17 protein-coding genes and 2 pseudogenes are annotated in these 26,884 nt (G+C 67.7%); 6 read left to right on the forward strand and 13 right to left on the reverse strand.

Annotation, left to right across the window (positions count from 1 at the left end):
- The first annotated feature begins 151 nt into the window (after positions 1-151).
- From AzCIB_RS00685 to AzCIB_RS00695, 3 genes are all read left to right on the forward strand, one after another.
- Positions 152-568, forward strand: a complete 417-nt coding sequence (locus AzCIB_RS00685) for a hypothetical protein (RefSeq protein ID WP_050414126.1) — start codon at positions 152-154, stop codon at positions 566-568.
- A 14-nt stretch (positions 569-582) separates the two neighbouring features.
- Entirely contained in the window at positions 583-1,101 is a 519-nt protein-coding gene (locus AzCIB_RS00690; RefSeq protein WP_050418134.1) for a YMGG-like glycine zipper-containing protein, read from the forward strand.
- Positions 1,102-1,307: 206 nt separating this feature from the next.
- Complete coding sequence (locus AzCIB_RS00695; RefSeq protein ID WP_050414127.1) at positions 1,308-3,422, forward strand: AAA family ATPase; 2,115 nt, start codon at positions 1,308-1,310, stop codon at positions 3,420-3,422.
- A 35-nt stretch (positions 3,423-3,457) separates the two neighbouring features.
- Here the strand turns inward: AzCIB_RS00695 and AzCIB_RS00700 are convergent, their stop codons facing one another.
- Positions 3,458-4,033 carry a class I SAM-dependent methyltransferase gene (locus tag AzCIB_RS00700; protein ID WP_083446828.1) on the reverse strand — a complete coding sequence of 192 codons (576 nt, stop codon included), beginning with the start codon at positions 4,031-4,033 and terminating at the stop codon, positions 3,458-3,460.
- A gap of 232 nt (positions 4,034-4,265) precedes the next feature.
- Complete coding sequence (locus AzCIB_RS00705; RefSeq protein ID WP_050414128.1) at positions 4,266-4,481, reverse strand: DUF3079 domain-containing protein; 216 nt, start codon at positions 4,479-4,481, stop codon at positions 4,266-4,268.
- Positions 4,482-4,698: 217 nt separating this feature from the next.
- On the opposite strand from AzCIB_RS00705, the gene trmA reads away from it, so the two are divergent.
- Positions 4,699-5,802 carry a tRNA (uridine(54)-C5)-methyltransferase TrmA gene (gene trmA / locus AzCIB_RS00710; RefSeq protein WP_050414129.1) on the forward strand — a complete coding sequence of 368 codons (1,104 nt, stop codon included), beginning with the start codon at positions 4,699-4,701 and terminating at the stop codon, positions 5,800-5,802.
- Positions 5,803-5,806: 4 nt separating this feature from the next.
- On the opposite strand, the gene AzCIB_RS00715 is transcribed toward trmA, so the two are convergent.
- The 4 genes from AzCIB_RS00715 to AzCIB_RS00720 form a co-directional block, all read right to left on the reverse strand.
- Positions 5,807-6,169, reverse strand: coding sequence for a hypothetical protein (locus tag AzCIB_RS00715; RefSeq protein WP_050414130.1), 363 nt, complete (start codon positions 6,167-6,169; stop codon positions 5,807-5,809).
- 203 nt (positions 6,170-6,372) lie between these two features.
- Complete coding sequence (locus tag AzCIB_RS24010; RefSeq protein WP_157058393.1) at positions 6,373-7,008, reverse strand: hypothetical protein; 636 nt, start codon at positions 7,006-7,008, stop codon at positions 6,373-6,375.
- Positions 7,005-8,960, reverse strand: a complete 1,956-nt coding sequence (locus AzCIB_RS24015) for a lysozyme family protein (protein ID WP_157058394.1) — start codon at positions 8,958-8,960, stop codon at positions 7,005-7,007. The genes AzCIB_RS24010 and AzCIB_RS24015 overlap by 4 nt, the downstream gene beginning before the upstream one ends.
- A gap of 13 nt (positions 8,961-8,973) precedes the next feature.
- Positions 8,974-11,964, reverse strand: coding sequence for a type VI secretion system Vgr family protein (locus AzCIB_RS00720; protein ID WP_050414131.1), 2,991 nt, complete (start codon positions 11,962-11,964; stop codon positions 8,974-8,976).
- A gap of 225 nt (positions 11,965-12,189) precedes the next feature.
- Between AzCIB_RS00720 and AzCIB_RS00725 the strand changes: the two genes are divergently transcribed.
- Positions 12,190-14,094, forward strand: coding sequence for an ABC transporter ATP-binding protein (locus tag AzCIB_RS00725; RefSeq protein WP_050414132.1), 1,905 nt, complete (start codon positions 12,190-12,192; stop codon positions 14,092-14,094).
- Between the two features lie 93 nt (positions 14,095-14,187).
- Here AzCIB_RS00725 and AzCIB_RS00730 read toward each other — a convergent pair whose 3' ends face one another.
- The 7 genes and pseudogenes from AzCIB_RS00730 to AzCIB_RS00755 all read right to left on the reverse strand — a co-directional run bounded on the left by AzCIB_RS00730 (position 14,188) and on the right by AzCIB_RS00755 (position 23,101).
- Complete coding sequence (locus AzCIB_RS00730; protein ID WP_050414133.1) at positions 14,188-15,300, reverse strand: metal-dependent hydrolase; 1,113 nt, start codon at positions 15,298-15,300, stop codon at positions 14,188-14,190.
- Positions 15,301-15,517: 217 nt separating this feature from the next.
- Positions 15,518-16,795 carry an HlyD family type I secretion periplasmic adaptor subunit gene (locus AzCIB_RS00735; RefSeq protein ID WP_050414134.1) on the reverse strand — a complete coding sequence of 426 codons (1,278 nt, stop codon included), beginning with the start codon at positions 16,793-16,795 and terminating at the stop codon, positions 15,518-15,520.
- Complete coding sequence (locus tag AzCIB_RS00740; RefSeq protein ID WP_050414135.1) at positions 16,795-18,510, reverse strand: type I secretion system permease/ATPase; 1,716 nt, start codon at positions 18,508-18,510, stop codon at positions 16,795-16,797. Before AzCIB_RS00740 ends, AzCIB_RS00735 begins: the two co-directional genes overlap by 1 nt.
- A gap of 102 nt (positions 18,511-18,612) precedes the next feature.
- The gene (locus AzCIB_RS00745) at positions 18,613-20,184 is read right to left on the reverse strand and encodes a calcium-binding protein (protein WP_050414136.1); all 1,572 of its coding nucleotides are present in this window, start codon (positions 20,182-20,184) and stop codon (positions 18,613-18,615) included.
- 177 nt (positions 20,185-20,361) lie between these two features.
- Positions 20,362-20,868, reverse strand: a pseudogene (locus AzCIB_RS25035) (calcium-binding protein); the annotation flags it as partial.
- A 3-nt stretch (positions 20,869-20,871) separates the two neighbouring features.
- Positions 20,872-21,939 (reverse strand): annotated as a pseudogene (locus AzCIB_RS00750) (calcium-binding protein); the annotation flags it as partial.
- Between the two features lie 205 nt (positions 21,940-22,144).
- Positions 22,145-23,101, reverse strand: coding sequence for an SdiA-regulated domain-containing protein (locus AzCIB_RS00755; RefSeq protein ID WP_050414138.1), 957 nt, complete (start codon positions 23,099-23,101; stop codon positions 22,145-22,147).
- Positions 23,102-23,307: 206 nt separating this feature from the next.
- Between AzCIB_RS00755 and recC the strand changes: the two genes are divergently transcribed.
- Positions 23,308-26,880, forward strand: coding sequence for an exodeoxyribonuclease V subunit gamma (gene recC, locus AzCIB_RS00760; protein ID WP_050414139.1), 3,573 nt, complete (start codon positions 23,308-23,310; stop codon positions 26,878-26,880).
- Positions 26,881-26,884 lie beyond the last annotated feature (4 nt).

The raw sequence follows: 26,884 nt of genomic DNA on the forward strand, positions 1-26,884 counted from the left end.
GGCAACTCAGCACCACGGTGCGGCGCATAGGTAACGCAGTCGGATGAAAAAATACGTCACACTCGGGCGGGAATTCCTTGGCCGGGTTGTGGTCTTTTGGATGAGTTCGCACGTTGAATGGACGTGTCATCCTGCCGACAGGGAGGTCACCATGAAATGGTTCAGACTTGCGCTTGCCGCGCTCCTGGTGCTGGGCACCGCGTTGCCGGACCTCGCGTCTGCCGATCGCGGCCGCATCGGCCGGCACCGCAGCCACTCGAGCCTGGGCGTGCACATCGGGATTCCGCTGTTCTGGGGCTGGCCCGGCCCGTATTACGGCTATTCGCCCTACCGCTATTACGAGCCCTACCCCTACTATGCCTACCCGCCGTATTACGCCTATCCGCCGGCCGTGAGGGCGCCGTCCTCGCCGCCCGTGTATATCGAGCGCGAAGATGACGACGCGGATGATGACCGGAAGTCCGCCGGCAATTACTGGTATTACTGCGACCGCCCCGAGGGCTACTACCCCTACGTCAAGGAATGCCCCGGCGGGTGGGAACGCGTCGCGCCGCGGCCGTCGCGCTGAGGGAGGATCCGAACATGAACATCCGTATCTGTCTTGTGCCGCTCGCGGCAGTGCTCGTGACCGCGGGCTGCGTGTCGATGCCGTCCGGGCCGAACGTGCTCGTGCTGCCCGGCACCGGTGCGAGCTTCAATGAGTTCCGCGCCGACGACTCGGCCTGCCGCCAATACGCGTACGAATACATCGGCGGACGCTCGGCCGGGCAGGCAGCGGCCGATGCCGGCGTGCGCAGCGCGGTCGTCGGCACCGCGGTCGGCGCGGCGGTCGGTGCCGCCGTCGGCGGCGGGCGCGGCGCGGGCGTGGGTGCCGGCACCGGGTTGCTGGTCGGCAGCGCCGCCGGCAGTGGTGCGGCCGAGGTGTCGGGCTACGACGCGCAGCGGCGCTATGACCACGCCTACGTGCAGTGCATGTACGCGAGCGGCCATCGCGTACCGGTGTCGGGCCGCTACTCGCCCAGCCGCTCGGATCGCTACCGCAGCACGCCGCCGCCCCCGCCCGCGGGCATGCCCCCGCCGCCGCCGCCCGGCGTGCGCTGACGCGCGTCGCGGCGGTGATCGTCACGCCTGCGTTCAATACTTCACGCCAGGCCGGCGCGACGGCTCGCTATGCTGGATCTCCCCGACGCCGGACAGCGAGCGCGTCGGGGCGAGCAGCGCTGTACACGCGGCCATGCCGGGTGCCGCCGCGCCGATCGGCGATTCCGTGCCGTAAGCCTGCGGTGCGACCGTAGCGGAGGACCGCCATGTCAGATGAGTCGAATTCCCGCACTGCCGGGCCGGCCGGCCCCTGGCACAGGCTGAGGAAGTCCGCCGGCCGGCTGCAGGACTGGTTCGCGATCCAGTCCGCGCTGGTCAAAGTCCTGGTCGTGGCGATCGCGCTGCTGATCCCCCTCACCGGCATCTATTCCCTGATGCTGGCGCAGAAGCGCGCCGTGCTGGCCGAGGAGGTCAAGGCGATGGCGGTCGCCGGCGGGGCGGGGGTGTGGACCTTCGACGAGAGCGTGCCGGTGGTGCTCGGCAGCGGCTCGGTGCTCGGCTTCCTCGACGCGAACCCCGTCGAGCGCGTCACGGTGATCTACGAGCCGCTGATGTGGAACCTGTCCGAGCGCATCATCCTCGTGCAGTCGCAGGGGCAACAGCACGCCTACTATCCGAGCGACCTGGAGACGAAGATCTTCGCCGACAGGGCGGTCTCCGCGCCGTGGTCCGGCCGGCTCGCCTTCATTCCCCGCGCCGAACTCGGCGAGGGAGCGCTCAAGGTGTTCGAGCGTCTCGACCAGCGCTTCGCCAACGGGCGCCCGCGTTCGGCCGACGACGGCTGGCGCTCCGCGGCCAGCGGCGTGCTGTCGGGCGCGCTGATGCTGGGCCTGCTCGCCTTCCTGTTCATGCAGCTGCGCGGTCAGTTCAAGTCGCTGAAGTTCATCGAGCCCGGGCAGGTGAGCGGCTCCATCGACGAACTGGTCGGCATGGACGACATCAAGGCCGAGGTCGCACAGATCAAGGACCAGTACGAGCGGCGCGCGCTGTACGCCGAATACGGCATCCGCAAGCCGTTCAACGTGATGTTCAGCGGCCCTGCGGGCACCGGCAAGACCAAGCTCGCGAGCTACCTCGCGAAGGAGCTCAAGCTGCCCATCCTGTTCCACTCGGCGGCGAACCTGGAGACCGGCTTCGTCGCGGGCGGCGCGAACACCCTCAATCGCATCGTGTCGATGGCGAAGCGGCGCAAACGCTGCATCGTGTTCCTCGACGAGGCGCAGGATCTCTTCATGAAGCGCGGCGGACGGCGCAAGTTCGACGACGATACCGCCAACACCCTGCTCGCCGTGCTAGACGGCGTGCGCAGCAAGGACGAGGCCGAGATCATCTGGATCGTGGCGAGCAACTTCAACAGCCAGACGATGCAGATGGACGAGGCGATGCTGCGCCGCTTCCAGATGAAGGTGGATTTCCGCCTGCCCAACCGCGAGGAGCGGCTCGCGATCATCCAGCACTACCTCTCGCAGCGCGCCGACAAGGTGCTGCCCGGCCTCGATCTGAGCCACCTCGTCGGCGTCACCGAAGGGCGCAGCCCCGCCGACCTCGAGACGATCGTCAACCAGGCCGGCATTACCGCGGTGCAGGCGGGCGAGATGATCGGCGCGGACACCCTGATGCAGGCCGCCGAGCGCGTGCTGGTCGGCAACGTCAATTCCAACACCACCGACGAACGCGAGCGCGACCGCCGCATCATCGCCGTGCATGAGTGGGGCCACTTCCTCGTCGACCTGCAGCGCGAGCGCGAGGTCACCAACGATGATTGGGACCGCATCCTCGCCGACATGAAGACGATCAAGATCTCGCTCAAGGCCATCCCGCGCAGCAACGCGCTGGGCTTCGTGTTCCACAAGCAGGGCACCAACCTGCTCAAGACCAAGGGCGACATCGAGCACGACGTGCGCGTGCTGCTCGGCGGCATGGCCAACGAGGAGCTCTTCTTCGGCGAGGACGGCACGACCAACGGCGCCCACAACGACATCACCCGCGTCACCCAGCTCCTGCATCACGCCGTCGGCGAGATGGGTATGTACCGCAAGACGCGCCTCAACTTCGGCGCGCTGACGAACGACGGGCAGGGCGGCAGCCGCGCCCTCGACGAGGAAACGCGCGGCATCATGGAAGCGCAGAGCGAACGCCTGTATGGCGAGACCAAGGCGGTGCTGGCGGAGCTCAAGCCGCTGACGGAATTTCTGGCGAACAAGCTGATCGAGGCTGGCGAGATGAATCTGGACGAGGCGCTGGCGGAGATCCGGCGCTTCGAGGAGGGGCGTGCGGCAGCGGCAGCTGGAAAGGGGGCGATGCTGAGCGCTGCGGGATGAGACCATGATCCTGCGATGCGGGTAGGGCGCGTCGGTCAGGGCGCGAGCCGCAGTTCCCAGATCCCCGCCGGCGGCGTGTTGCGCCAGATCACCGCGGTGCGCTTCCAGCGCAGGAGGCGCGGCGCCGCGAAGGGCGCACGCGTGCGGTAAGTGAATTGAACGAGTTTGCGTTCCGGGTTGTGCGCGAGAAAGCGACACAGGCTGTGCGCGGTCTCGGATGCGACATGTGCCGGAAGCGAGCGGAACGGCAGGCTGGAGACGAGGACGATCCGCCCCGGGTGGTCGAACAGCGAATCGACCACATGCCGTGCCGTCGCCTGGCGCACGTCGACCGACGGGTAACGATGGCGCAGGCGCTGCGCGAGGGCGGCCTGCAGTTCGACCGCGATCAGCGGCACGTCGGGCAGCTTCGCCAGCAGCGCGTCGGTGACCGGACCGGTGCCCGCCCCGAGTTCGACGACGAGGTCCGCGCCTTCCGCGGCAGTCGCCAGCGCGTTCGCGAGTGTGCGCGATGACGGTAACAGCGTGCCGGTCGAGCCCGGATTGCGCAGCATCGCGACCAGCAGCTGCAGGTGTGCGGACGGGGTGACGAGGCGGAACATGGATGCCATATTAATCAGGCCTCCTGGTCCTTGGGCGGATGCTTGCGTGTGAATATGTAACGGAGCGCTGCGGCGACGGCCACCCGCGGGCGTTTCCGCAGGCTCGGCCGCAGCGTCGCGATACCTTTTGGCGGTAGTGATGCATGCGCGTCTCCCGCGAATCGGGGGCGACCCCCATGCTGCAGTGTAGTACCGCAGGACGGTCGAGGCGCGCGTGCGGGGTGTCCTGGCCCCGGTGGGGTCAGCGGCTCGCCGGTTCCGCAGGCTTGTGCGGCTCTTCCGCCACGTCCAGCCCCCAGTCGCCGTATTCGTACCAGTCGTCGCCGAGCATCTCGGCCGGGTGCAGCGTGCGGCCGGAACCGTTGCCGCAGGCGAGGGAATCGGCCGGGCAGTACTTGTCGCAACCCCAGCAGATGCGTTCGGGGTGCTTGGGATGCAGGGGAAACTTCTTGGCCATGTCGGGGAGCCTCGTGACCGCTTGGGATGCGGGTTCTGGAAATATCCGACAAGTTTACTCGGTCATCATTGGCGGGCTTTGATGACCGTCAAGACTGTCTGCTGCCGCGGCGGCTGCATCGCAGGCGCGGGCGGCGTATAGTCGCGTCTCCGCAGATTGCCCCCGTTCGCCGCTTCCGATCCACGCGCGACGCGGGCGCCACCGCCGCCGACCCAAGATGTCACTGCCCCGCTTCGATCCCGCCGAATATTCCAGCCAGCTCGCCGACAAGGCCGCCCGTTTTGCGGGTGATTTCGCGCCGCTGGGCGTGCCCGCGCCGGAGGTGTTCGCCTCCGAGCCGCTGCACTACCGCCTGCGCGCCGAGTTCCGCATGTGGCATCACGGCGACGGTCTCGTCGACTACGCGATGTTCGCCGCCGACGACCCCAAGACGCCGGTGCTGCTCGACGACTTCCCCGTCGCCGCGGCGCCGATCTGCGCGCTGATGCCACGCCTGCGCGACGCCCTGCGGGCAAATGATGCGCTACGGAAGAAGATCTTCCAGGTCGATTTCCTCGCGACGCTGAGCGGCGAGCTGATGGTGAGCCTGGTCTACCACCGCGCGCTCGATACGGACTGGGAAGCGGCGGCGCGCGCGCTCGCGCACCAGCTCGGCGTGCAGGTCATCGGCCGCAGCCGCAAGCAGAAGATCGTGCTCGACCGCGACTGGCTGCTGGAAGAGTTCGACGTGGATGGCCGGCGCCTGCGCTACCAGCAGATCGAAGGCAGCTTCACGCAGCCCAACGGCGGCGTGAATCGCCAGATGCTGGGCTGGGCGCGGCGCCAGGTTGCGGGCGTGGGCGGCGACCTGCTGGAGCTCTACTGCGGCAACGGCAACTTCACGATGGCGCTGGCGCCGCTGTTCGAGCGCGTGCTCGCGACCGAGGTCAGCAAGTCCTCGGTGCGCGCCGCGCACTACAACATCGAGGCGAACGGCGTCGACAACATCACCATGGTGCGCATGTCGAGCGACGAGATCAGCGACGCCTTCGCCGGCGGGCGCGAATACCGCCGCATGAAGGACGTCGAGCTCGCCGGCTACCGCTTCTCGACGCTGTTCGTCGACCCGCCGCGCAGCGGCCTCGACGACGCGACCGTCAAGCTCGCGCGCGGCTTCGACCGCATCCTCTACATCTCCTGCAACCCGAACACCCTGCGCGACAACGTCGCCGCGCTCGCCGACACGCACGAAATTTCCGCTGCGGCGGTGTTTGACCAGTTCCCCTACACCCACCACCTCGAGGCCGGCCTGCTGCTGACGCGGCGCGGCCAGCACGGCTGAGGGTTCAGCGGCCTCGCGTGGTCGCCCGCGCATGCGACGGTGGATCGGGGCGATCGGCGTCCTGCAGCGGATAGGAGTCGGCAAAGTACGCCGGTCCCTTCATGATCAACACGATCACCGCCCCGATCGCGAGCACCGCGACGCTGCTGAAGGTCAGGCCCAGTATGCTGATGCCGATGATGTCGGCAGTGGTGATGCTCGCCGTGGGATCCGGGCCGATGCCGGCCCACGCCATCAGGCGCGCGAGTGCCGGTGCCAGCGCGGCGACCAGCATGCCGCCCGCCAGCACGAAGGGAAGCCGTACGAGCAGGCTGCGTTCGAACGCCGTCGACACGGCGTTCCTGTCGGGGGAAATGGGGGAGTTCATGGCGACTCCTTTCGTTCTGGTGGGGGTTTGACGCTGGGGGGCGCGGATGATTCCGCAGGGCCTTTGCGGGCCTTTGCGGGCCGTCCCGGGACGACCAGAGGCATCCACAGGGTAAGGTTAACAGCTGCTCCGGCGATCATTCATGAGCGGCGCGGATCAATTGTTTTCACAACGTTATGCTGCATCCTGCAAGGCGTCAGATGTCAGCGTCTGCAGTGCGGCGGGATTTCCTTGCTGTCCTCGGCCGATGGCTTCCTTGCGAAGCTGTAATAGCAATTACGCGTCCCATCGTCCACGTCAGGCCACTTTGTGTGAATCATGACATTGGTTATTCGCCAGCCGACTTCGGATTTTCTCAGAAAGTAGAGACTACGGCCAAGTGAAATTTCTTCGCCCTCAGTCAATACCGATACCTTGGCCAAAGAGCCGTTCACCTCCGGGCTATTTATTATCGGTTTGGGAATCGAAATATAGCGGGTCGCTGATGAAAGATTTTCTGCATCCAAGTTCGGATATCTGTAGTCCGCGCTGCACTCGGTCGTGCCAGATCGATTATTGTTTTTACTTATCGCCCCTTCTTCGAAGAAGTTACGGAGAAAAGCACAGTGTCGAGTTGGATCGAACTTCCCCCTGGATTCTGAAGTACGATTTAATAGGAAAGGACTCCCGTCTTTCTCGGAAAATCTTCCGAGGCTGAACGTGTCTGGATCATATGAATAGACTTTCTCAACAAACTTCTTGACCTCATTCTGTTCGATGGTGGTGTCGTTGCCGAGAGAAATGCTTGGTGCGATGAGCGATATGGAAAAATAAAGTAGAAATTTCGCTGCGAGTCTCATGCCTTTTCTTTTTCCATGCTCAGATATTTATCGAATTGGCGGGAAAAGTAGTTAATATTCATTTGGGTTTTTTCTGCGGTAAGACGGTGCGCGTTTTCCTTGCCTCCTGGAAGACTAGTCCACTCCGAGGTCAATCCGGAAACCGCTTCTTCGATCCTCCCGGTACGCACGAGATGTAGGACTCCGCGATCCTCAAGCTTCATTACAGCAATTCGATCTTGAATTTCTGGACTGAATTGATCTCCCTGTGATTGGATCAATCCATTGTCGAATACTTCTTTCCAAGTGCCATGAATAGTTTGATAGGCGCCAGCGGCAGTGGAGCCTTTGGCCGGCTTTGATATCCCTTCCCATGGATGGGTAGTGTAGTTGGCGAAGCGCCTGCTCCCGTTCGGAAGCGCCGCATTAAGCATTTGATAGCGCTTTTTGTCATCGGGCTCTGCTTGGCATTCGAAATCACGGATGCAGTGCAGAAAGGCCCGGATGCGCTGTGTCGGGAGTGGGTCGAATATTTTTCTGTAGACTCGAATGTTTTGATAGCTTACCCAAGCAGGATGATGGCCCGGATGTTTTGGTGGCGCGGGAATGAAATCGCTAATGTAGAATTCGTAGTCCCGAATATCGATATGCCCATAGTTCGGCGTGCTTGGATTTTTCTTCTTGCGTTTCGTCCAGGCTGAGTCCGTCCATTCGTAGACGATTACGTCACCGGCTGCTGCCCATCTCGCGTCGGGTACCTCATCGGTCACATCCTTGAAACCCTTTCCCAACAAGGCCGGTCCGGCACTACTGGCCGACTCGCCGGCGAGCATGCCATCCACAATTTTGCAGCGAGCCAGCGCAATCTTCACATAGGTGTAACAAAGTCCGGTGGCATCGTTCGTTAGCTTTTCGCCGTTGTTGTGCTTGAATGTTCCGTTATTCATCGAGGCCAAGACGGTTGCCGTTCGTTCTCCGCTCGCCTTATAGTCATATTCGGTCTGTTCCCGTGCGAACTCCAGCAGAGCTTCGACCTTCTTGGTCATTTCTGCATTGAACGCAACATTGGCGGTAGGTGTCGTGCCGCCTGCGCTTTGCGATTGCGGCCGGGAGTCGCTTGGCACGCCTGCACCCCAAAGATTGGATGTAGGCAATCGCCAACTGTTCCACCAATCCAGCACCTTTTCGGAAATGAACGCAAGAGGGTTGCCATTCCGGTCGCGCCGTGTCTCCAGGGTTGGCTTTCGTGCCTTCCTCCCGGCGATGTGCTGTGGTGGTCTATCGGTTTCCTGTCTGGGTTTTGGGCTTGAAATTGACAATTCCCGGTCGTGGTTGCGTTCACGCCCATGACTTACTTTCGGCGAGGGCTCTTGTGCGATGATGACTTTGTTTGAGGTCGTGTCCGAACTTCCGGGTGACTGTGCCCCACGGACTGGATCCTGCGGTGGTTCAGCTTCCACGGTTGCTGCGTCGGTGCCAACGGGACTCGGTGCGAGCGGTTCTTGGGCTGGGATCAAGTCTCCCAGGTCGGTTTCCGCTGGTTTGGGGATATGATCTTCCGCGCTGCCGGGGTCGCCTTCATGCTTTTCCGAGATTGTGTCGAAGAAAATGTTCGGGCTGACTGTTGTCAATACGCCGTCGCTCGATGGCATTCGGCACTCGCCTATTTTCTTGTAGGTCCCGTCGAGGCGCTGGACGGAGATGCTCAGCGTCTCCCCCGGTGGTGCTTCGACAGGCGGAATGTTGCCACCGCCATCGGTTCTGGCAATCAATTCGCCGTCGGACCAGCGGATGGCTACCCCCATCTTCGCGATCGGGTCGCCGTCCAGTGCCAGAAAGCCGATTTCGAGTCGAGGCTGGCCTGCGGGTTCGTGCTCGGTGGCGTTTGCGGCGATTAACGCGGCTTCCTCGAGAAGGTCGCCGTCGGCTTGTTGCGTGTTGCCATCGACGAGGGCATCGGTCAGTGCGTTCATGGGATGGATTTAGTCAAAGGTGGTTCACATCCAGGAAGAACTGCCAATCGCCTTGGCTAATCACGACTTTGAGTTTTTTCGGCTGCTGCGTGTAGATGATCTCGGTCGTGCCGTCCGCGTCCAGTTTGCCGGTGGCGATCAGCGCGCCTTCCTCGTCGTAGGCTTCATAAGGGAGGCAGGAATAAAGCGACCTGGTTTGCGGGTCGCTACCGATCAGTCCTGCAACGTTGACGCGTTGGCTGAAGGCTGTCGCTTCCAATGGTGGAAGATCGGATTTCGCCCGGCGCGGTAGCTCGACCGCCGCTGCCTTCGGCCCGGTCAAATTCTTCCTGCTCGCCTTCAGCGCGACCTTCCCGGGCGCATGCAGCTGGATGTTCCCGCCCTCGATCCTGAGATACGCCCCTTGTGCGGTGGCGAGGATGTGCTTGCGGGCGCTGGCGGACAGCGCGGCGGTGGTGCTGGCGACGGTCACCCGCTTGTCGGCGGCGGCGTTGAGTTTGCCGCTCTGGCTTTGCACGCTGACCTGGCCGCTGGCAGCATGCAGGTGGATGCCGGTTTCGGTGATCGGCTGCGATCCCGTGCCTGCCTTGCCGGCCGTGAACAGCGCGAGGCCGCGGGCGACGGCCATGCTGTGGTTGCCCTGGCTGACGAGCTGGGTGTCGCGGCTTGCGCTGACGAGGTTCGTGCCGGCCGCGAGGATCACGTCTTTCGGGGTGAGCTGGGCGATGCCGGCCGGGGCGCTGTACTGGATGCGGGGGGCGGACCAGGCGGCGACGGTGCCTGTGCCGCCGCCGGCTGCGAGGAAGCTGCCGGGGGCGGTGGGATGGTGGGCGGAGTCCTGGTGGTCCGCGGTGTTGCGCAGGACTTCTAGGGCGCGATCGAGCGAGGCGCTGGCGGGCAGTTTGTCGGGCGTGTCGTCCGCGCCCAGGCCGGCGTGGTGTTTGTGCGCGATTGAGGCGAGGCTGCTGACGAGGTCGTGGGCCTCCGCGCTGCGTTCGATCGCTTCGCGGCTGTCGAGGTGGTGTCCGCCGGCGTCGGGGCGGGCGTCGGCGCTGACGAGGAGGCCGCTGCCGGCGCGGGTGGCGATGGCGGCGCGGGTGGCGAGTTCGGCGCCGTGGCCGCGGCTCGCTTCGCGGGCGTTGCCGGTTTGTTGCTTGAGGTGGCCCAGTTGCAGGCGGGTGTCGTGGGCGGTGGTCGACAGTTCGATGCGCGATTCATTCGCGGTGTCGTCGAACACGAGCTGGTTGTAGCCGCCCTGGCCGCTGCGGCTGGCGGCGAGTTCCTGCGTCTTGATGCCGGAGAGGCTGGCGCGGTGGGTGTGGGTGCGGGCGGGGTCGGAGCGGCCGGCGAACCACGCGGGCGCGTTGGCGGTGGCGTGCTGGGTGCCGCCGGCGAGGCGGTTGCCGGCGCCGTCGGGGTGGCCCTCGCCGTTGTAGAGGCTGCCGATGACGACGGGGCGGTCGATGTTGCCGTGCTGGAAGGCGACGAGCACTTCCTGGCCGGGCCGCGGGACGAAGTGGCCGCCCCAGTCGGTGCCGGCCATTGGCGAGAGTACGCGCAGCCATACGCCGCGCGTGGCATTGGCGGGGGCGTTGTCGCTGCCGCTGGGGTGGGGCAGGCGGCCGGCCGAGCGTTCGCCGCGCTGCCAGTGGAATTGCACGCGGATGCGCTGGTCGCGGTCGGTGTGGGTGGGGGCGGGCTCGCCGGCGCCGGCGCAGGTGCCGACGACGATTGCGGTGGTGGGGCCGATGGCGGTGGGACGCGGGTGGATGGCGCGGCCGTGGTCGTCGCGCAGCAGCGGGCGCCACGGCGCGGCGGCAGGGACGCAGTGGATGCGGTTGCGGTAGAAGTCGGCGTTGCCGATTTCCGTCGCGGCTGCGCCTGCGGTCGTGGGCAGCAGCGTCGCGAGGTTGTTGCGGGCGCGGTGCGTGACGGTGGTGATCAGGAAGCGGTGCTGATCGGTGTCCGTGCCGGCATGCCGCGCGTGGTCGGCGAGTTCGAAGGTGGTGGCGGGCGCGGCGCTGCGCACGCTGCCTTCGCCGAGCATCTGCCGCAGGCGGGCGTCGATGGCTTCGCGCTGGCGGCGGATCATGCGTTCGCCGTCCGCCGCGGTCTGCCAGGCGTAGGGGCCAGGGTCGTCGGTGGCGACGGTGGCGGCGCCCGGTGCAGGAGTGATGGCGCTGTCGGCGGTCTGGGGGCGCGTCGCCAGGCTGCGGTAGTCCCAGCTCGCGGCGCGGGTGGTGGTGGTGTCGATGCGGGCGCAGGCGGTCCAGCGGTCGAGGCTGTCTTCGGCGAGCGTCGCGCCGGCCTGGGTGAAGCGGATGCGCGGCTGCGGGTTGTCGCGGAAGGCGGCGTTGTGGTCGCCGATAGCGAGGGTGTGGGCGCCGAGCGTGGGGCCGCTGTCGGCCTGGTGCTCGAACCAGCAGAACAGCCCCTCCTCGGCGAGCAGGCGCCTGAGGAAGGCGAGGTCGCTTTCGCGGTACTGGGTGGTCATGCCGCGCCGCGGGTAGGCGGCGGGGTCGGCGAGCTGCCAGCGCCATGCGGGGGCGAGCCGCCCCTGTGCCTGCCAGTCGCCGAGCAGTTCATCGACGATCTCGACGACGCTCATGTCCTGGAACAGGTAGCTGTCGCGCGTCCGGCCGAGGAAGCTTAGCCACGGCTCGATGGTCAGCCGGTAGCGCGCGAAGCCGCCGTCGGCGCCGAGGCGGGCGGCGTGGGTGATGTGGCCGTGGAAGGGGCGGAGGGCGGTGCGCGAGGCCGCGGTGAGCAGATCGACGCGTGCGGGCTGGCCGAGCAGGGGGGCGAGCGGCAGGTGGGCGTCGGCGCTCAGGGCGGTGAGCTCGATGCGGAAGCCGGCATGTTCGGCGAGCGGGCCGAGCGCCTCGTCGATGGTGGCCGTTTCGGCGAGCAGGACGTCGGGGCCGAGCGGCGTCGTCAGGGTGAGCAGGCGCGCGGTCTGACGCCATCCGGCGCCGCCGGCGATGAGGTCGGGAATGCTTTGCATGAGGGGTCCGGGACGCGCGCCGCGGCGAACAGGGGCTGCAGCGTCACTTGCGCTTGGTTGCCGGAAAGCCCGTTAGCATATCCTAAAAACATGTCAACGGGATTCTCTTCGAGCCGGTCGCAGGGCGAGAGTTCGTACGATTGCCTTGCGCCATGTGACGGGAATTTCACCGGCGGGCGTGCCAATTGTTACACTTCAAAGTCCTGACATCCGGAGGTGAGAGGATTGCGCGTTCCCGAGACCGTCGCGACCGACGAGCAGGAAGACGAGAAGGCGGCCCATGCAGCCGTCGTCGCCGATGAGCAGGTCGACCATGAGCGCCCGGCCAGCCTGCCGGCGATGTACCGCGCGCTGTGGCAGCACGCGGAGGGCGTGCGCCACCTGATCTTCGGCGCCTTCGCCCTGCTGCTCGCCTCCCAGCTTTTCAAGCTCGCCGTGCCGTGGTTCGCCGGCAACGCGATCAACGCGATCCAGAAGGGGGGGGTTGAGGCACTGTCCGACGCCGGGCGCTGGCTGATCCTCGTGTTCACGGCCATCGTCGCGACCTGGCTGCTGCACGGTCCCGGCCGCATCCTCGAACGCAACGTCGCGCTGCGCGTGCGCGAACGCCTGTCGGCGCTGCTCGTCGGGCGCCTGATGCGCGCGCCGCTGGCGTGGCACGAGCGCCACCACTCCGGCGAGATCACGCACCGCGTGCAGCAGAGCACCAGCGCGCTGTACGACTTCGCGCAGAGCCAGTTCATCTACCTGCAGAACACGGTTCAGCTCATCGGCCCGATCGTCGCGCTGTGGCTGATCTCCACGCTCGTCGGCAGCGTGGCCGTGATCGGTTACGGCCTTATCGCGCTGATGATCACGCGCTTCGACCGCGTGATGATGAAGATCGCCGTCGATACCAACCGCGCCGAGCGCGCGTGGTCTGCGACCATGGTCGACGTGCTCGGCAACGTGCTGTCGGTGCTCGCGCTGCGCCGTGCCGAAGGTGTCGCGCGCCTGATCGCGGCGCGGCTGGAGGCGATGGCGGGGCCGCTCAAGCGCAGCATCGTCATCAACGAGGCGAAGTGGGCCGCGGTCGACCTGCTCGCGAGCCTGCTGTGGTGCATCCTCGTCGCCGTGTATGCCGCGCAGGCGGCCGGTTTGATCGGTGCGGAGGCTGCCGCCGGGGTCGCGACCGGCATCGCGCTGGGCAAGGTGTTCATGGTGTACGAATACTCGCAGCAGGCCGGCGGCGTGATCACCGCGATCGCCTCGCACTTCCAGTCGCTGTCGCGCCAGCGCGCCGACTTCGCCTCGGCGCAGCCGGTGTTCGTGGCGCGCGAGTCCGCCGAGCCCGCGCGTTGCACCGCCGACGGCGAACCCTGGCACCGCATGACCGTCGCGGACCTGCGCTTCGCCCATGTCGGCGCCGACCGCGCCGGTGCGACGATAGCCATCCCGCATCTGGAACTCGAACGCGGCCGCCGCTACGCGCTGATCGGCCCCAGCGGCGCGGGCAAGAGCACGCTGCTGCGCCTGCTGGCCGGGCTCGACACCCCCGCCGAAGCGGTCGTGAGCTTCGACGCGATCCCCGCGCCCGAGACCGCGTCCATCCTGCGCGGCATCGCGACGCTGATCCCGCAGCAGGCCGAGATGTTCGACGGCACCGTCGCCGAGAACCTGCTGCTGGGCGGCACCGCCCACCCCGAGGCCATCATCGCCGCGCTGCGCGCCACCTGCGCGGACGCCTTCGTCGAGGGCCTGCACGGCGGCTTGGCTGCGCGCGTCGTTGAAGGCGGCGCGAACTGGTCTGGCGGTCAGCGCCAGCGCCTCGCGCTCGCCCGCGGCGTGCTCGCGGCCGAGGGCAGCTCGCTGGTGCTGCTCGACGAACCGAGCAGCGCGCTCGACCCGGAAACCGAGGCGCGCGTGTATCAGGGCCTGTTCGAGCATTTCGCCGATGCGGTCGTCGTGTCTTCGGTGCACCGCCTGCACCTGCTCGACCGCTTCGACCAGGTGATCCTGATGCAGGACGGGCGCATCGAGGCAATGGGCACGGCGTGGGAGCTCGCGCAGGCGTCGCCGCTCTTCCGCGAGATGCTTGCGGTGCAGGCGCGGCCGGAGAGGCGCAAGCAGCCGGAAGCGCCGCACCATTAACCCGGCTGCGAATGCCGTTCGTCCTGAGCCTGTCGAAGCCCGCGATTGCCCCTTCGACAGGCTCAGGACGAACGGAGGTAATTGATTGCCTTCTTAACGATTACCCACCACCCAGCGCCGCCCCTCGGCAGCGACCTTGTACAGGCGCCAGCCGTCCGCCCCGGGCGTGCCGCACAGGCCGTAGATGAAGGGCAGGTCGACGCGGCCGGGGATTTCGAAGCGCAGGTCGCGGAAGGCGGCGCACAGGCTGCCGGAGGCATCCTGCTGCGCGTGGTCCAGCACCGGGAACATCGCGAACCAGCGGTAGAAGGCGAAGTCCTCCTTGCTCCACACTTCGCGCGCGAAGCCTTGCAGGTCGCCGTTGCCGAAGCGCGGGCGCGACTCCCATTGCGCGAGCGCGACGGGGCGATAGGGGGCGGAGAAGCGGCGGATGAAGTTGTCGTCGGGACCGGCGGCGAGGAGTTCGCTGCGGCGCGTGTTGAGGTGGGCGTAGTGGTATTGCTCGCCGTCGAACACGATCGCGGTCCAGTTGAAGGGCGAGGCGGGGCGGGGCGCCGCATCGACTTCGACGACGGGCACCTTGTTCGCGGCCGCCCAGGTGCGCGCGGCGGCGATCGCCTCGCCGCGGCCGAGCGCGCCGACGCCTATCCATGCGATGACGAGAGCGAGCGCGGTGGCCGCGGGGATGCGGCTCGTGCGCCACAGGGCGCTTGCGACGAGGCCGGCGACGAGCAGGCCGGTGATCACGAGGTCGATGATGAAGGTGGTGCCCCAGCCGAAGCGCCGGTCGGAGAAGGGGGCGAGGATCATCGTGCCGAACTGGGTGATGAGGTCGCCGCCGATATGGATCAGGATGCCGGCGCAGGCGACGGCGTAGAAGCCGCGCCAGTCCGTTTCCGGGCGACTGCGCCGCGCGAGGCGGCCGAACAGCCAGGCGAGCAGCAGGCCCCACAGCGGCAGCAGGACGAGCGAGTGGGTGACGCCGCGGTGGCCGCGCAGGTAGGCGAGTTCGGAGACGTAGCCGAGGACGAAGTCGAGGTCGGGAAAGGCCGCGGCCGCCGCGCCGGCGGCGACGGTCTGCCAGACTGGCAGGGACGTCGCCGATGCGGAGGGGGTTGCGGCCGCGGTGGGGCTGGCGGCGGGACGCCGTGCGGCGAGCAGGCGGCCGACGATCGCGCCGGAGAGGGCGTGGGTGAGCGTATCCATGCGGCGTTTGAGGCGATCGGGAGGGCTTCGTTCCCCGCGGGGCGGGAGCGGCTTTGGCGACGTCCGCGCGAAAGCTACCGAAACCCATCCCCATCCTGTCCTTCCCCTTGAAGGGGAAGGTACCTGCTAAATGGCACCGCGACACATGATGTAAGGAGCCGGCCGGGACCTAAGCTGCTGCACGCAAGTTAAGTCCCTCCGAGAACGAACCACTACACTAACGCTCGCGGAAGGCGCGCATCATCGTGTCGGTGACCGGTTCGAGCAGGTACTCGAGCGCGGTGCGCGGCTTGGTGCGGATGAACACCTCCGCGGCCATGCCCGGTTGCAAGTCAGCGAGCGGCGAGCGGGCCTCTGCGCTGTCGGGGACGAGCTGGACGAGGTAGAAGGTTGCCCCGTCCTCGACCGTGAGCGCGTCGGGCGAGATGTAGCTGACCTTGCCGGCGAGCAGCGGGGTCGTGCGCTGCGGCAGCGCGGTGAGGCGGATGTCGGCGGCCTGGCCGACGTGCAGTTCCTTGATCGAGTCGACATGCACGCGGCCTTCGAGGACGAGCGGGCCGGTGTCGGGCACGATCTCCATCAGCGTCGCGCGCGGCGCGATCGTGCCGTTTGCAGTATGCACGGCGAGGTTCAGCACGCGGCCGGCGACCGGGGCGCGAATGGTCAGGCGCTGCAGGAGGTCGGAGGCGGGGCGCAGGCGGTCCTGCAGTTCCATGATGCGCGTGGTGCTGGCCTTCGCCTCCTCGGCGGCCTGGCGCACGAGATCGCTGCGCAGCGTCACCGCGCGCAGGCGCAGTTCCTCGCGCTGGCTCTGCGCATGGGCGATCTCGGAGCGGCGCTCTTCCTCGCGCGAGCGGTAGTCGGAGATCACGCGCTTCTGCGTCAGCAGGCGGGTGTTGGCGACGAACTTCTGGTCCTTCAGCGACGCGAGGCTGGCCATCTCCTCCTCGGCCGCGGCGGCACCCATGCGCTCGGCGGCCATCTGCGCCTTGAGCGCCTCGACCTCGTCGCCGACGCTCTTCGCCTGGTTCTCCAGCAGCGCGATCTGCGCGCCGAGCGCGCGCCGGCGCTCTTCGAAGAGGGCCTGCTCGCGGCGCATCATCTCGGCGGCGACGGGCTCGTCCTTGCGCTGCAGCAGCGCCTGCGGGAATTTCGGCGTGCTGCCGGTCATTTCCGCTTCGAGGCGGGCATGGCGGGCGAGTTCGGCGTCGAGCGCGGTGTGCGTGACCGAGTACAGCGCCTCGGCCTGCGCGTCGCGCAGCACGATCAGCGGCTGACCTTCGGTGACGATGTCGCCGTCGCGCACGAAAATCTCGTTCACGATGCCGCCTTCGTTGTGCTGCACGGCCTTGCGGTTGGCGTCGACCTTGGCCTGCGCCGTCATGATGACGGCGCCCTGCAGCGGCGCGAGTGCGAGCCAGATGCCCAGGCCCACGAACGCGATCGCGATGATCAGCTGGCCGACGCGGATGAGGCGTTTCGTCTGGTCGATCATCATGCCTCCTGCACGCGGCTGGGGCCCACCGGGGCCACGGGTGCGACAGGGGCCACGCGCTGCGGCGCGATGCGCGCGAGCAGTTCCTCGCGCGGCCCGTAGCCTTCGACGCGGCCTTCGCGCAGCACCAGCACGCGGTCGATGCAGTCGAGCAGGCTGGGCTTGTGCGTGACCATCACGACCGTCACGCCGTCGTGCGTGATCTGGCGGATGCAGCGCACGAGGCTGGCCTCGCCTTCGGCGTCGAGGTTGGCGTTGGGTTCGTCGAGGATCACGAGCGCGGGATCGTCGTACAGCGCGCGTGCGAGCCCGATGCGCTGCATCTGGCCGCCGGACAGGATGTAGTCGAGCTGGCCGATGCGCGTGTCGTAGCCCTCGGGCAGGCGCAGGATCAGCTCGTGCACCTGCGCGCGCTGGGCCGCGGCGATGACGCGCTCGGCGTCGACCGCGCCGAGGCGCGCGATGTTCTCGGCGATGGTGCCGGGGAAGAGCTCGACGTCCTGCGGCAGGTAGCCGATATGGCGGCCGTGGCCGCTGGCGATGAGCTGGCGCACGTCGGCGCCGTCGACGCGCACGGTGCCGTGGGTCGGCGCCCACACGCCGGCGAGCAGGCGCGCGAGGCTGGACTTGCCCGAGGCGCTGGGGCCGACGATCGCGAGCGACTGGCCGGCGGGGAGCTGGAAGCTCACCTGGCGCAGGATGGTCTGCATCGCCGTGCGCCCGGCCAGGGTGACGGCCTCGACCGACAGCTCGCCGCGCGGTTCGGGCAGGCTGGTCGGCGCCGCGGCGTCGTCCTCTTCGAGGAAGGGCTTCATGCGCGCCCACGCGGCGCGCGCGAGCACGAAGTTGTTCCAGTTGCCGATGACGCTCTCGACCGGGGCGAGCGCGCGGCCGAGCAGGATGGTCGCGGCGATCATGATGCCCGGCGTGACGTGCTGGTCGATCACGAGCCATGCGCCGGTGCCCATCACGGCGACCTGGATGAGCTGGCGCACGAAGCGCGACAGGCTGGTGACGCCGCTCATGGCGCCACTGGTGGCGAGCGAGCTGGCGATCACTTCGTCGTTGAGCGCGTGCCAGCGTTCGACGAAGGGCACGGTCATGCCCATCGAGTTGAGCACGTCGGCGTTGGCCATGCCCTTGTCGATGTACTGGCCGGCGCGGCGCGCGCGGTCCTGCACCGCTTCGACCTTCTTGCGGTTCATGCGCTCGTTGATCAGCGCGAGCACGAGCAGCGCGAGCATGCCGCCGACGGCGACGATGCCCATCAGCGGGTGGAACAGGAAGATCAGGACGACGAAGATCACGCCCCACGGCGCGTCGAACAGCGAGATGATGCCGCTGCCGGTGAGGAAGCCGCGTAGCGTCGCGACGTCGCGCAGGCCGTGGAGGTTTTCGCGGCGCTGGATGTTCGAGGCGTTGCGGATCAGCGCGACGAGCACGCGGCGGCCGAGGGTTCGGTCGAGCAGCGCGCCGGCGCGCTGCAGCAGCAGGCCGCGCAGGTAGTCGAGGGCAAGCGCCAGCAGCAGTGCGCCGGCGGTCGCGATGCTGAGCATCAGCAGGGTTTCGTCGCTGCGGCTGGCGAGCACGCGGTCGAACACCTGCAGCATGTAAAGCGAAGGGGCGAGCAGCGCGATGTTGATCGCGAGGCTGAATACGCCCGCGTTTACGAAGATCGAGCGGAAGGTGGAGATGAACTGCCGGGTTTCTGACATCACGGGACTGGCGGCTTGAAGCCGGTGCGGCGAATTAAGCATATTGGCATGAAAAAGGCTGCCCGGGGGGCAGCCTTACGCGATTGCCGGGAACTTACCGGATCAGACGAACAGCACGGCGTCGTCGATGAAGTTGTCGGCGTCCAGGCCGGTGAGCGAGCCTTTCACGACCGCGATCTGCACCGCGGCCCCGCCATTGCTGCCGTCCGCATCGTAATACAGCTTGCCGCCCTGGGTGTCGAAGATGAGGTAATCGTCTGTTTCCGTTGCGCTTGCCTGCGCGCCGACGACCACGTTCTCCGCGGTGATGCCGCCGGCGAGCGACGTGAACACGCTGGTGTCGAAGGCGAAGAAGTCCTCGGCGGCATTGAAGTCGTTGATGAGGTCCTTGCCGCCGACGGCGGGGTTGTCGAACACGAAGACGTCGCTGCCTGCGCCGCCGTTGATCTTGTCGGCACCCTCGCCGCCGTAGATCACATCGGCGCCCGCGCCGGTGCCTAGCACGTCGTTGCCCGCGCCGCCTTCCACCCAGTTGTCGCCCTCGCCCGCGACGACCTTGTCGTTGCCGCTGCCCGCGAAGATGAAGTCCGAGTTCACGCCTGACGTGATGCTGTCGTTGCCGGCGCCGGATTCGATCCAGTTCAGGCCGTCGCCGGCGACGATCTTGTCGTTGCCTGAACCGGTGTACACCTCGTCACTGCCGGCGCCCAGGGTGATCTGGGCATTACCTTCCTCGTCGACGACAATGTTGTTGCCGGCGTTGTCGCTGATCTTGTCGTTGCCGGCGCCGCCGTCGATGTAGTCGTCGCCGGCTCCGCCCGTGAGCTGGTCGTTGCCGCCGCCACCGTAGATTACGTCGTGGCCGTCGCCGCCGTTGACCTTGTCGTTGCCGGTGAAGGCATCCAGATAGTCGTTGCCCGCGGTGCCGGTGATGGTGTCGTTGCCGGAGTACAGCCCGGCGGACAGGCCTTCGAAGCCGCTGCCCGCGAGCGCGGCGCTCGTGCTGGAAGCGTCGAGTTTCAGGCCGCTGGCGCTGCCTGCAGGTATCCAGGTGAGCGCACCGTTCGCGACCACCGTTCCCCACTCGACGCCGGTGATCTTGCCCGTCAGCGACGGCGTGCCGCCAAGGACGTCGCCGCCGATGCTGACGCTGCCCTTGAGCGTGACGTAGCTCCACTCGACCCCGACCGTGTTCGGATCGTCGTCCTGCCAGCCCATCGTGAGGGCGCTCAGCTTGCCGGACACCGCACCGCTGTCGGTATTGAATTTCAGCGACCCGGTGAGGATGGTGGAGACCGCATCGTTACCCATCGACAGCGACGTGAGCGAGACGCCGGTGAGGTCGGTGATCTCGCCGAAGGTGTCGTACTGGACCTTGGCGCTGCCCGAGCCGCTCAGCCACGCCCCGTCCGGGGCGTACAGATCGAAGTCGGTGACGGTGGCCGACGTGGCGTTCCACGAGGACAGGGTGGCGTACAGCTCGGTGCCGTCCCACCACGTTCCCCACGCATTGGTGGCCGGAAACGACCAGTCGTCGGGGGAGTAGTAGTAGACGGTGTCGATCGCATAACTGACCGACCAGGCGGCGTCGAGCAGTTCGGCGGTGTAGCTCGCATAGTTGAAGCCGGCAGTGATCGTTGCCGAGGTGTCGCTGACGCTGCTGAAAGTTGCCATGGTTTCCTGTCCTGTCGGGGAATGCTGAGCGGCAATAATTTTATACAAATGAAATGGCGATAAACGATCCGGATACTGCAATTTTTCGTCCCGCCAGCGAACGGTGCTCAGGCCTGCGGGTAAACGGGAAGGGCTGCCCGCAGGCAGCCCTTCCGCAATGGCCGGGATGAGGCCGGATCAGACGAACAAGGTCGCCTCGTCGATGAAGTTGCCGGCGTCCAGGTTGGTGAGCGAGCCTTTGACGACTGCTATCTGCACCGCCGCCCCGGGGTTGCTGCCGTCCGCGTCGTAATACAGCTTGCCGCCTTGGGCATCGAATATCAGGTAGTCGTCGGCGGCGACCGCGGTCTTGCCCGCGATGAAATTGGCATCGGTGATGCCGCCCGCGAGCGACGTGAACACGGTGGTGTCGAGGGCGAAGAAGTCCTCGGCCGCATTGAAGTCGTTGATGAGGTCCTTGCCGCCGACGGCGAGGTTGTCGAACACGAAGACGTCGATGCCGCCGCCGCCGTTGATCTTGTCGGCGCCTTCGCCGCCGTAGATCACGTCGGCACCGGCGCCGGTGCGCAGCACGTCGTTGCCTGCGCCGCCTTCGACCCAGTTGGCGCCGTCGCCCGCGACAACCTTGTCGTTGCCGCTGCCGGCGAAAATGAAGTCCGCGCCGCCGCCGGTCGCGATGTTGTCGTTGCCGGCGCCGGATTCGACGTCGTTGTCGCCGTCGCCGGCGACGATCTTGTCATTGCCCGCGCCGGTGGTGATGTCGTCGTGGCCGGCGCCGGTGGTGACGTGCGCGTTGCCTTCGGTGTCGATCACGGTGTTGTTGCCGGACTCGTCGACGATCTTGTCGTTGCCGGCGCCGCCGATGATGTGGTCGTCGCCGTCGCCGCCGAAGAGCTGGTCGTTGCCCGCGCCGCCGTCGATGTGGTCGTTGCCCCCTTCGCCGAAGACCTTGTCGTTGCCGGTCGAGGCTTCGAGGAAGTCGTCACCCGCGGTGCCGTCGATCACGTCGCTGCCGGCGTACAGGCCGGCCATCAGCGAATCGAAGCCGCCGGATTCGAGGCCGTTGAGTGCCCCGGCGGCGGCCATCTTCAGGCCGCTGATCGCCTGGGTCGGGGTGAAGGCGAGCGGATTGCCGTCGGCGTCGGCGGTCATCGTGCCCCATTCGAAGCCGGTGACCCGGCCGGTCAGCGTGCCGAGGTCGGACGAGAAGGCGTCACCCGTGAGCCTGACGCTGCCCCTGAGCGTGACGTACTGCCATTCGAGCGCCGGTGTGCCGGGATTGTCGGCGAACCAGCTGAAGGTCATCGAGCTGAGCTTGCCCGACACGGCGCCGGTGTCGAGATTCATGCGTCCGGAGCCGTTCAGGATCTGGCCGACCTGGTCGTTGCCGAACATCATGCGCGTCACGCGCAGGCTGGAACTGGTGAGGTCGCCCGAGGCATTGACGGCGACGCGGCCTCCGCCCTGGAGCGAGAAGAAGGAGCCGTCCCCCGCGCCGAGATGCATGCCGTCCATCGTGAACGAACTGGTGCCGATCGCGCTGATGCCGACCTGCAGGTGCGTGCCGTCAGCCCACTGGACCTGCATCGTTCCGATGCCGGGCGGGGTTATCGAGATCGGATCGGCGAACTGCATCGTGGCGGCCGCCTGGTCGATCGACGTCATCGCCGACTGCAGCTCCCCGGCGTAGGCGGAAAACGTGAAGCCGGGATCGAGAACAGCCGCGGTGCTGTTCACATCAACAAATTTTGTCATTTTCGTTCCCCTTGCGTCTTGGAATGCCGGAAGCCCGCTATTGACCACGTCACTGCCCTTCGACAGGCTCAGGGCGAACGGATGTGTCTGATGATCGAGTCAATAATCTATTCGAGTATAGGCTGCGTAAGGCAATGCTAATTTGCAATTCGGGTAAGTTTGATCTGGCGCAAACTACCCGGCGCGGATGGGGAAAGGGCCCCGTTTACTCGGGGCGGAAGGCGTAGAAGAGGTCGGGTTCGCTGACGACGTACAGGTTGCCGCGCTCGTCGAGCGTGAGCCCTTCGGCCTGCGGGATGCTGGCGGCGAGGTCGGCGAATCCGGCGGCGAAGCCCTGGTAGCCGACGTAGCGGCCGTTGGCGTCGAGTTCGAGCGCGAGCTTCGAGGCGTCGCTGAGCAGGATCAGGTGGCCGGTGCGCGGGTCGAACTCGACCGACGAGAAATCGCGCGCGACGAGCTTGTCGCGGATCCAGTCTTCGCGGTCGATGACCTCGACGTCGAGGCGGCCGGCAAGGCTCGTGCGCAGGCCGCGGATCTCGTAGAGCTTGCGCGGCGAGTGTTCCTTGACGACGAACAGGCGGTCGCCGGTTTCGTCGTAGGCGATGCCCTCGAAGCCGGCGTTGTCGCCCGCACCGAGCGCGAGCGTGAGCGCGGGCAGGCCGGCGCGCGACAGGACGGCGTCCGGCGCGGCCGGGATGGGCGCGACGACGAGGGTCTGGCGGCGCTCCTCGGCGAGCAGCAGCCGGCCGTCGCCCAGCACCGCGATGCCTTCGACGTCGTGGAAGCCGTCGAGGGGATGGCGCGCGAGCACGTCGCCGTCGGTGTCCAGCGCGAGCAGTTGCGGCGGTTCATTGACGACGGCCCACAGGTGGCCGCGGCGGGCGTCCCACGCGAGACCCGAGAGGTTGCGTCCGACGCCGGCGACGGGGCGGGCTTCGACGTTCACGTGGTAGCCGGACAGCGTGGCGGGCGCGCCTTCGGTGCGGGCCGGCTGCAACGCGGAGACGGTTGCGGCGAAGGCGCGGTCGAGCAGTCCGCCGTCCGCCTGCAGGGCGAGCCCCAGCGCCGTGGCCGCGAGAATGGCGCCCCACCAGGCGGTCGGCCGCGTCAGCGGGAAGGGGCTGAGGAAGGGGCGGGAGAGAAGTCTTGTAGCGGAGATCATCGTGCTGCCTCGTGTGGTCACGCATGCAGCACGGAGTCTCGCAGGGCAATGTTTCAGGCGCTTGTCGACGGGCGTGGGGCGCATGCTACTGTTGCCGGCTGCGCGCGGGCGCGGCAAAGGGATGCGACGCGTCCTGTCGTACGCATGCGCTACAGTCGCGGCGCATGCGATCGGCGCGGCAAGGGTGAGGGGAGACTGGAACAGGCATGGAGCATGAGGTCGTAGGGGCGAGCGATCTGGCGGGCGGGCTGATGGTGATCCACGGCAACCACCCGGAGGCGCTGCGCGACGTGCTGGTCGCGTGGATGAAGCGCCATCCGCTGGCGCCGCTGGAAAACGAGCTGATCCTCGTGCAGAGCAACGGCATTGCGCAGTGGCTGAAGATGGCGCTGGCGGCGGACGAGGCGGCGGGCGGCTGCGGCATCGCCGCGGCGCTGGACGCCTTCCTGCCCTCGCGCTTCGTGTGGCAGGCCTACCGCGCGGTGCTGGGCGGCGAGGCGGTGCCGGAGGTGTCGCCCTTCGACAAACCCTTGCTGGTCTGGCGGTTGATGCGCCTCTTGCCGTCCTTGCTCGCGCGCGAGGCGTTCGCGCCGCTCGCGCGCTTCCTCTCGGACGACGAGGATCTGAGGAAGCGCCACCAGCTCGCCGAGCGCCTCGCCGATCTCTTCGACCAGTACCAGATGTACCGCGCCGACTGGCTCGCGGCCTGGGCGGCGGGCGAGGACGTGCTGCTCACGGCGCGCGGCGGGCGCGAAGCCTTGCCGGCCGCACAAGCCTGGCAGCCGGCGCTGTGGCGCGCGCTGCTGGCGGACGTCGGCCCGGCGCTCGCGGGCAGCGGCCGCGCGGCGGTGCATACGCGCTTCCTCGCGGCGGTTGCCGCGCTGGGGGACGCGCCGCGCCCGCCCGCGCTGCCGCGCCGCGTGATGGTGTTCGGCATCTCGTCGCTGCCGGCGCAGACGCTGGAAGTGCTGGCGGCGATCGCGCGGTGGAGCCAGGTGCTGCTGTGCGTGCATAACCCGTGCGAGCACTACTGGGCCGACATCGTCGCGGACAAGGATCTGCTGCGCGCGACCGGCTCGCGCCATGCGCGCCGAGCCGGCATGCCGGCGGTGCTGGCGGACGAGGAGCTGCACCTGCACGCCCATCCGCTGCTCGCGGCGTGGGGCAAGCAGGGACGCGACTTCATCGGCCTGCTCGACGAGCACGATGCGGGCGAGGCGCGCGACCGCTGCGCGCGCCGTTTCGCCGAGGTCGGCACGCGCATCGACCTCTTCGAGTCCCATGGCGAGGGCTGCCTGCTGCACCAACTGCAGGACGACATCCGCGACCTGCGCCCGCTCGCCGAGACGCGCGCGCGCTGGCCGGCGGTGGATCCCGCGACGGATGCGTCGATCCGCTTCCACGTCGCGCACGGTCCGCAGCGCGAGGTCGAGATCCTGCACGACCAGCTGCTCGCGGCCTTCAATGCCGACGCCAGCCTGCGCCCGCGCGATGTGATCGTGATGGTGCCGGATATCGACGCCTACGCGCCGCACATCCAGGCGGTGTTCGGGCTGCTCGACGCCGACGACCCGCGCTTCATCCCCTTCACGGTCGCCGACCAGGGGCTGCGCCACCACGATCCGCTGTTGAACGCGGTCGAGAAGCTGCTGGGCCTGCCGCAGTCGCGCGTGGCGGTGTCCGACGTGCTCGATCTCCTTGACGTGCCGGCGCTGCGCGCGCGCTTCAGTATTGCGGAGGATGACCTGCCGCTGCTGCACCGCTGGGTGCGCGGCGCGAACATCCGCTGGGGCCTGCACGCGGAGCAGCGCGCGAGTCTCGGCCTGCCCGCAGGGGCGGAGCGGAACTCGTGGCTGTTCGGGCTGCGCCGCATGCTGCTCGGCTATGCGGTGGGCGGTGCGGGCGATGCGGATGAGGCCTGGCAAGGCATCGAGCCCTACGATGAGATCGGCGGCCTCGATGCGGGCTTGGTCGGGCCGCTCGCGACGCTGCTGGAGCGCCTCGACGCGGCCTGGCGGGACCTGCGCGAGACGGCGACGGTGGAGGACTGGTGCCGGCGTCTGCGCGGCCTGCTCGCGGACTTCTTCGATCCCGCCGACGCGAGCGGGGCCTACACGCTGCAGCGGCTCGAATCGGCGCTGCAGCGGTGGCAGGACGCCTGCGCCGCGGCGGGGCTCGTCGAGGTGCTGCCGCTGTCGGTGGTACGCGAACACTGGCTCGCGCAGATGGACGACTCGGGCCTGTCGCAGCGCTTCTTCGCCGGCGCGGTGACCTTCGCGACGCTGATGCCGATGCGCGCGATCCCCTTCCGCCACGTGTGCCTTTTGGGCATGAACGACGGCGACTACCCGCGCACGCGCGTGCCGATGGATTTCGACCTGATGGGGCGCGACTACCGCCCCGGCGACCGTTCGCGCCGCGAGGACGACCGCTACCTGTTCCTGGAAGCGCTGCTGTCGGCGCGCGAGCGGCTGCACGTGAGCTGGGTCGGGCGCAGCATCCACGACAACACCGCGCGTCCGCCCTCGGTGCTGGTCGGGCAGCTGCGCGACCACCTCGCGGCCGGCTGGCGGCTCGTGGGGCACGACGGCGAGGATGCGGAGGAGGGGCTCCTCGCCGCGCTCACCGTCGAGCACCGCCTGCAGCCCTTCAGCCCGGATTACTTCCCGGTCGACGGCACCGGCTCGCCGCTGTTTACGTATGCGCGCGAGTGGCACGATGGGCCTCATCGAGGCGAGGGTCTCGCGGCCGATGCCGCGCCGCTGGCGCCGCTCGACGAGAGCGAGCCGCTGACGCTGCGCGAGCTCGCCGACTTCCTCAAGGAGCCCGCGAAGGTCTTCCTGCGCCGGCGCCTGGGGGTGTATTTCGAGCTGCCCGACCCGTCCAGCGAGGACCATGAACCCTTTGCGCTCGACGCGCTGCAGAACTGGCAGCTGCAGGACGAGCTGATCGCTGCCCAGCTGGATGCGCTGGGCCGCGGCGAGGAGCGCGAGGCGGCGCTGGAGCGGGCGCTCGCGCGCATCGAACGGCGCGGCGAGCTCGCGCCGGGGCACTTTGCGGCGCTGATGCAGGCCGAGCTCGCCGAGCCGATGGAGAGCCTCTTCGAACGCTATGCGAAGGCGCTCGCGGACTGGCCCGAGGCGGTCGAGCCGGACGAGGACGTCGCGTTCGAACACTCGGTCGGCGGCGCGCGGCTCGTCGTCGCGGACCGTCTCGGCGGCCTGCGCCGCGGCGCGGACGGCCGGCGTGGCCGCGTCGTGCTGGAACGCAGCGGGCTGGTCACGAAGGACAAGAGATACCGGCGCGACAAGCTGCTGCGCCACTGGATCGCGCACGTCGCGGGCCACCTCGCGGGGGCGCCGATGACCAGCCTCGTCGTCGGCAAGGTCGGCGATGCGCCGATCGATGCGCTCGACGTCGACGCCGCGCGCGGCTGGTTCGGCAGCCTGCTCGACGCCTGGCACGCGGGCCTCGCGCGGCCGCTGCCGCTGGCCGCGAAGACGGCCTTCGCGTGGCTCGACAAGGGCGGCCGGGCCGATACGCCGCGCGACGGCGATGCCGGTCGTGCCGCGCGGCTCGCGTACGAAGGGGATGGCTTCAAGCTGCGCGGCGAGATCGAGGACAGCCCGTACCTCGCGCGCGCCTGGCCGGACTTCGACGCGCTGTGGGCCGACGGCGAATTCGCGCGTCTCGCCGACACGCTGCTGCGGCCGGTCTATCAGGGGATCGGCACGCCCAAGGACTACAAGCTGGGCCTCGCGAAAGGGGCCGAGGCATGAACGC

The organism is Azoarcus sp. CIB (assembly GCF_001190925.1).
In the GTDB taxonomy this organism is placed as follows: Bacteria; Pseudomonadota; Gammaproteobacteria; order Burkholderiales; family Rhodocyclaceae; genus Aromatoleum.

Excerpts from the sequence above, each read along its gene's own strand:
- AzCIB_RS00685 (WP_050414126.1), top strand. The coding sequence starts at position 152 with ATGAAATGGTTCAGACTTGCGCTTGCCGCGCTCCTGGTGCTGGGCACC.
- AzCIB_RS00690 (WP_050418134.1), top strand. The coding sequence starts at position 583 with ATGAACATCCGTATCTGTCTTGTGCCGCTCGCGGCAGTGCTCGTGACC.
- AzCIB_RS00695 (WP_050414127.1), top strand. The coding sequence starts at position 1,308 with ATGTCAGATGAGTCGAATTCCCGCACTGCCGGGCCGGCCGGCCCCTGG.
- AzCIB_RS00700 (WP_083446828.1), bottom strand. The coding sequence starts at position 4,033 with ATGGCATCCATGTTCCGCCTCGTCACCCCGTCCGCACACCTGCAGCTG.
- AzCIB_RS00705 (WP_050414128.1), bottom strand. The coding sequence starts at position 4,481 with ATGGCCAAGAAGTTTCCCCTGCATCCCAAGCACCCCGAACGCATCTGC.
- trmA (WP_050414129.1), top strand. The coding sequence starts at position 4,699 with ATGTCACTGCCCCGCTTCGATCCCGCCGAATATTCCAGCCAGCTCGCC.
- AzCIB_RS00715 (WP_050414130.1), bottom strand. The coding sequence starts at position 6,169 with ATGAACTCCCCCATTTCCCCCGACAGGAACGCCGTGTCGACGGCGTTC.
- AzCIB_RS24010 (WP_157058393.1), bottom strand. The coding sequence starts at position 7,008 with ATGAGACTCGCAGCGAAATTTCTACTTTATTTTTCCATATCGCTCATC.
- AzCIB_RS24015 (WP_157058394.1), bottom strand. The coding sequence starts at position 8,960 with ATGAACGCACTGACCGATGCCCTCGTCGATGGCAACACGCAACAAGCC.
- AzCIB_RS00720 (WP_050414131.1), bottom strand. The coding sequence starts at position 11,964 with ATGCAAAGCATTCCCGACCTCATCGCCGGCGGCGCCGGATGGCGTCAG.
- AzCIB_RS00730 (WP_050414133.1), bottom strand. The coding sequence starts at position 15,300 with ATGGATACGCTCACCCACGCCCTCTCCGGCGCGATCGTCGGCCGCCTG.
- AzCIB_RS00735 (WP_050414134.1), bottom strand. The coding sequence starts at position 16,795 with ATGATCGACCAGACGAAACGCCTCATCCGCGTCGGCCAGCTGATCATC.
- AzCIB_RS00740 (WP_050414135.1), bottom strand. The coding sequence starts at position 18,510 with ATGTCAGAAACCCGGCAGTTCATCTCCACCTTCCGCTCGATCTTCGTA.
- AzCIB_RS00745 (WP_050414136.1), bottom strand. The coding sequence starts at position 20,184 with ATGGCAACTTTCAGCAGCGTCAGCGACACCTCGGCAACGATCACTGCC.
- AzCIB_RS00755 (WP_050414138.1), bottom strand. The coding sequence starts at position 23,101 with ATGATCTCCGCTACAAGACTTCTCTCCCGCCCCTTCCTCAGCCCCTTC.
- recC (WP_050414139.1), top strand. The coding sequence starts at position 23,308 with ATGGAGCATGAGGTCGTAGGGGCGAGCGATCTGGCGGGCGGGCTGATG.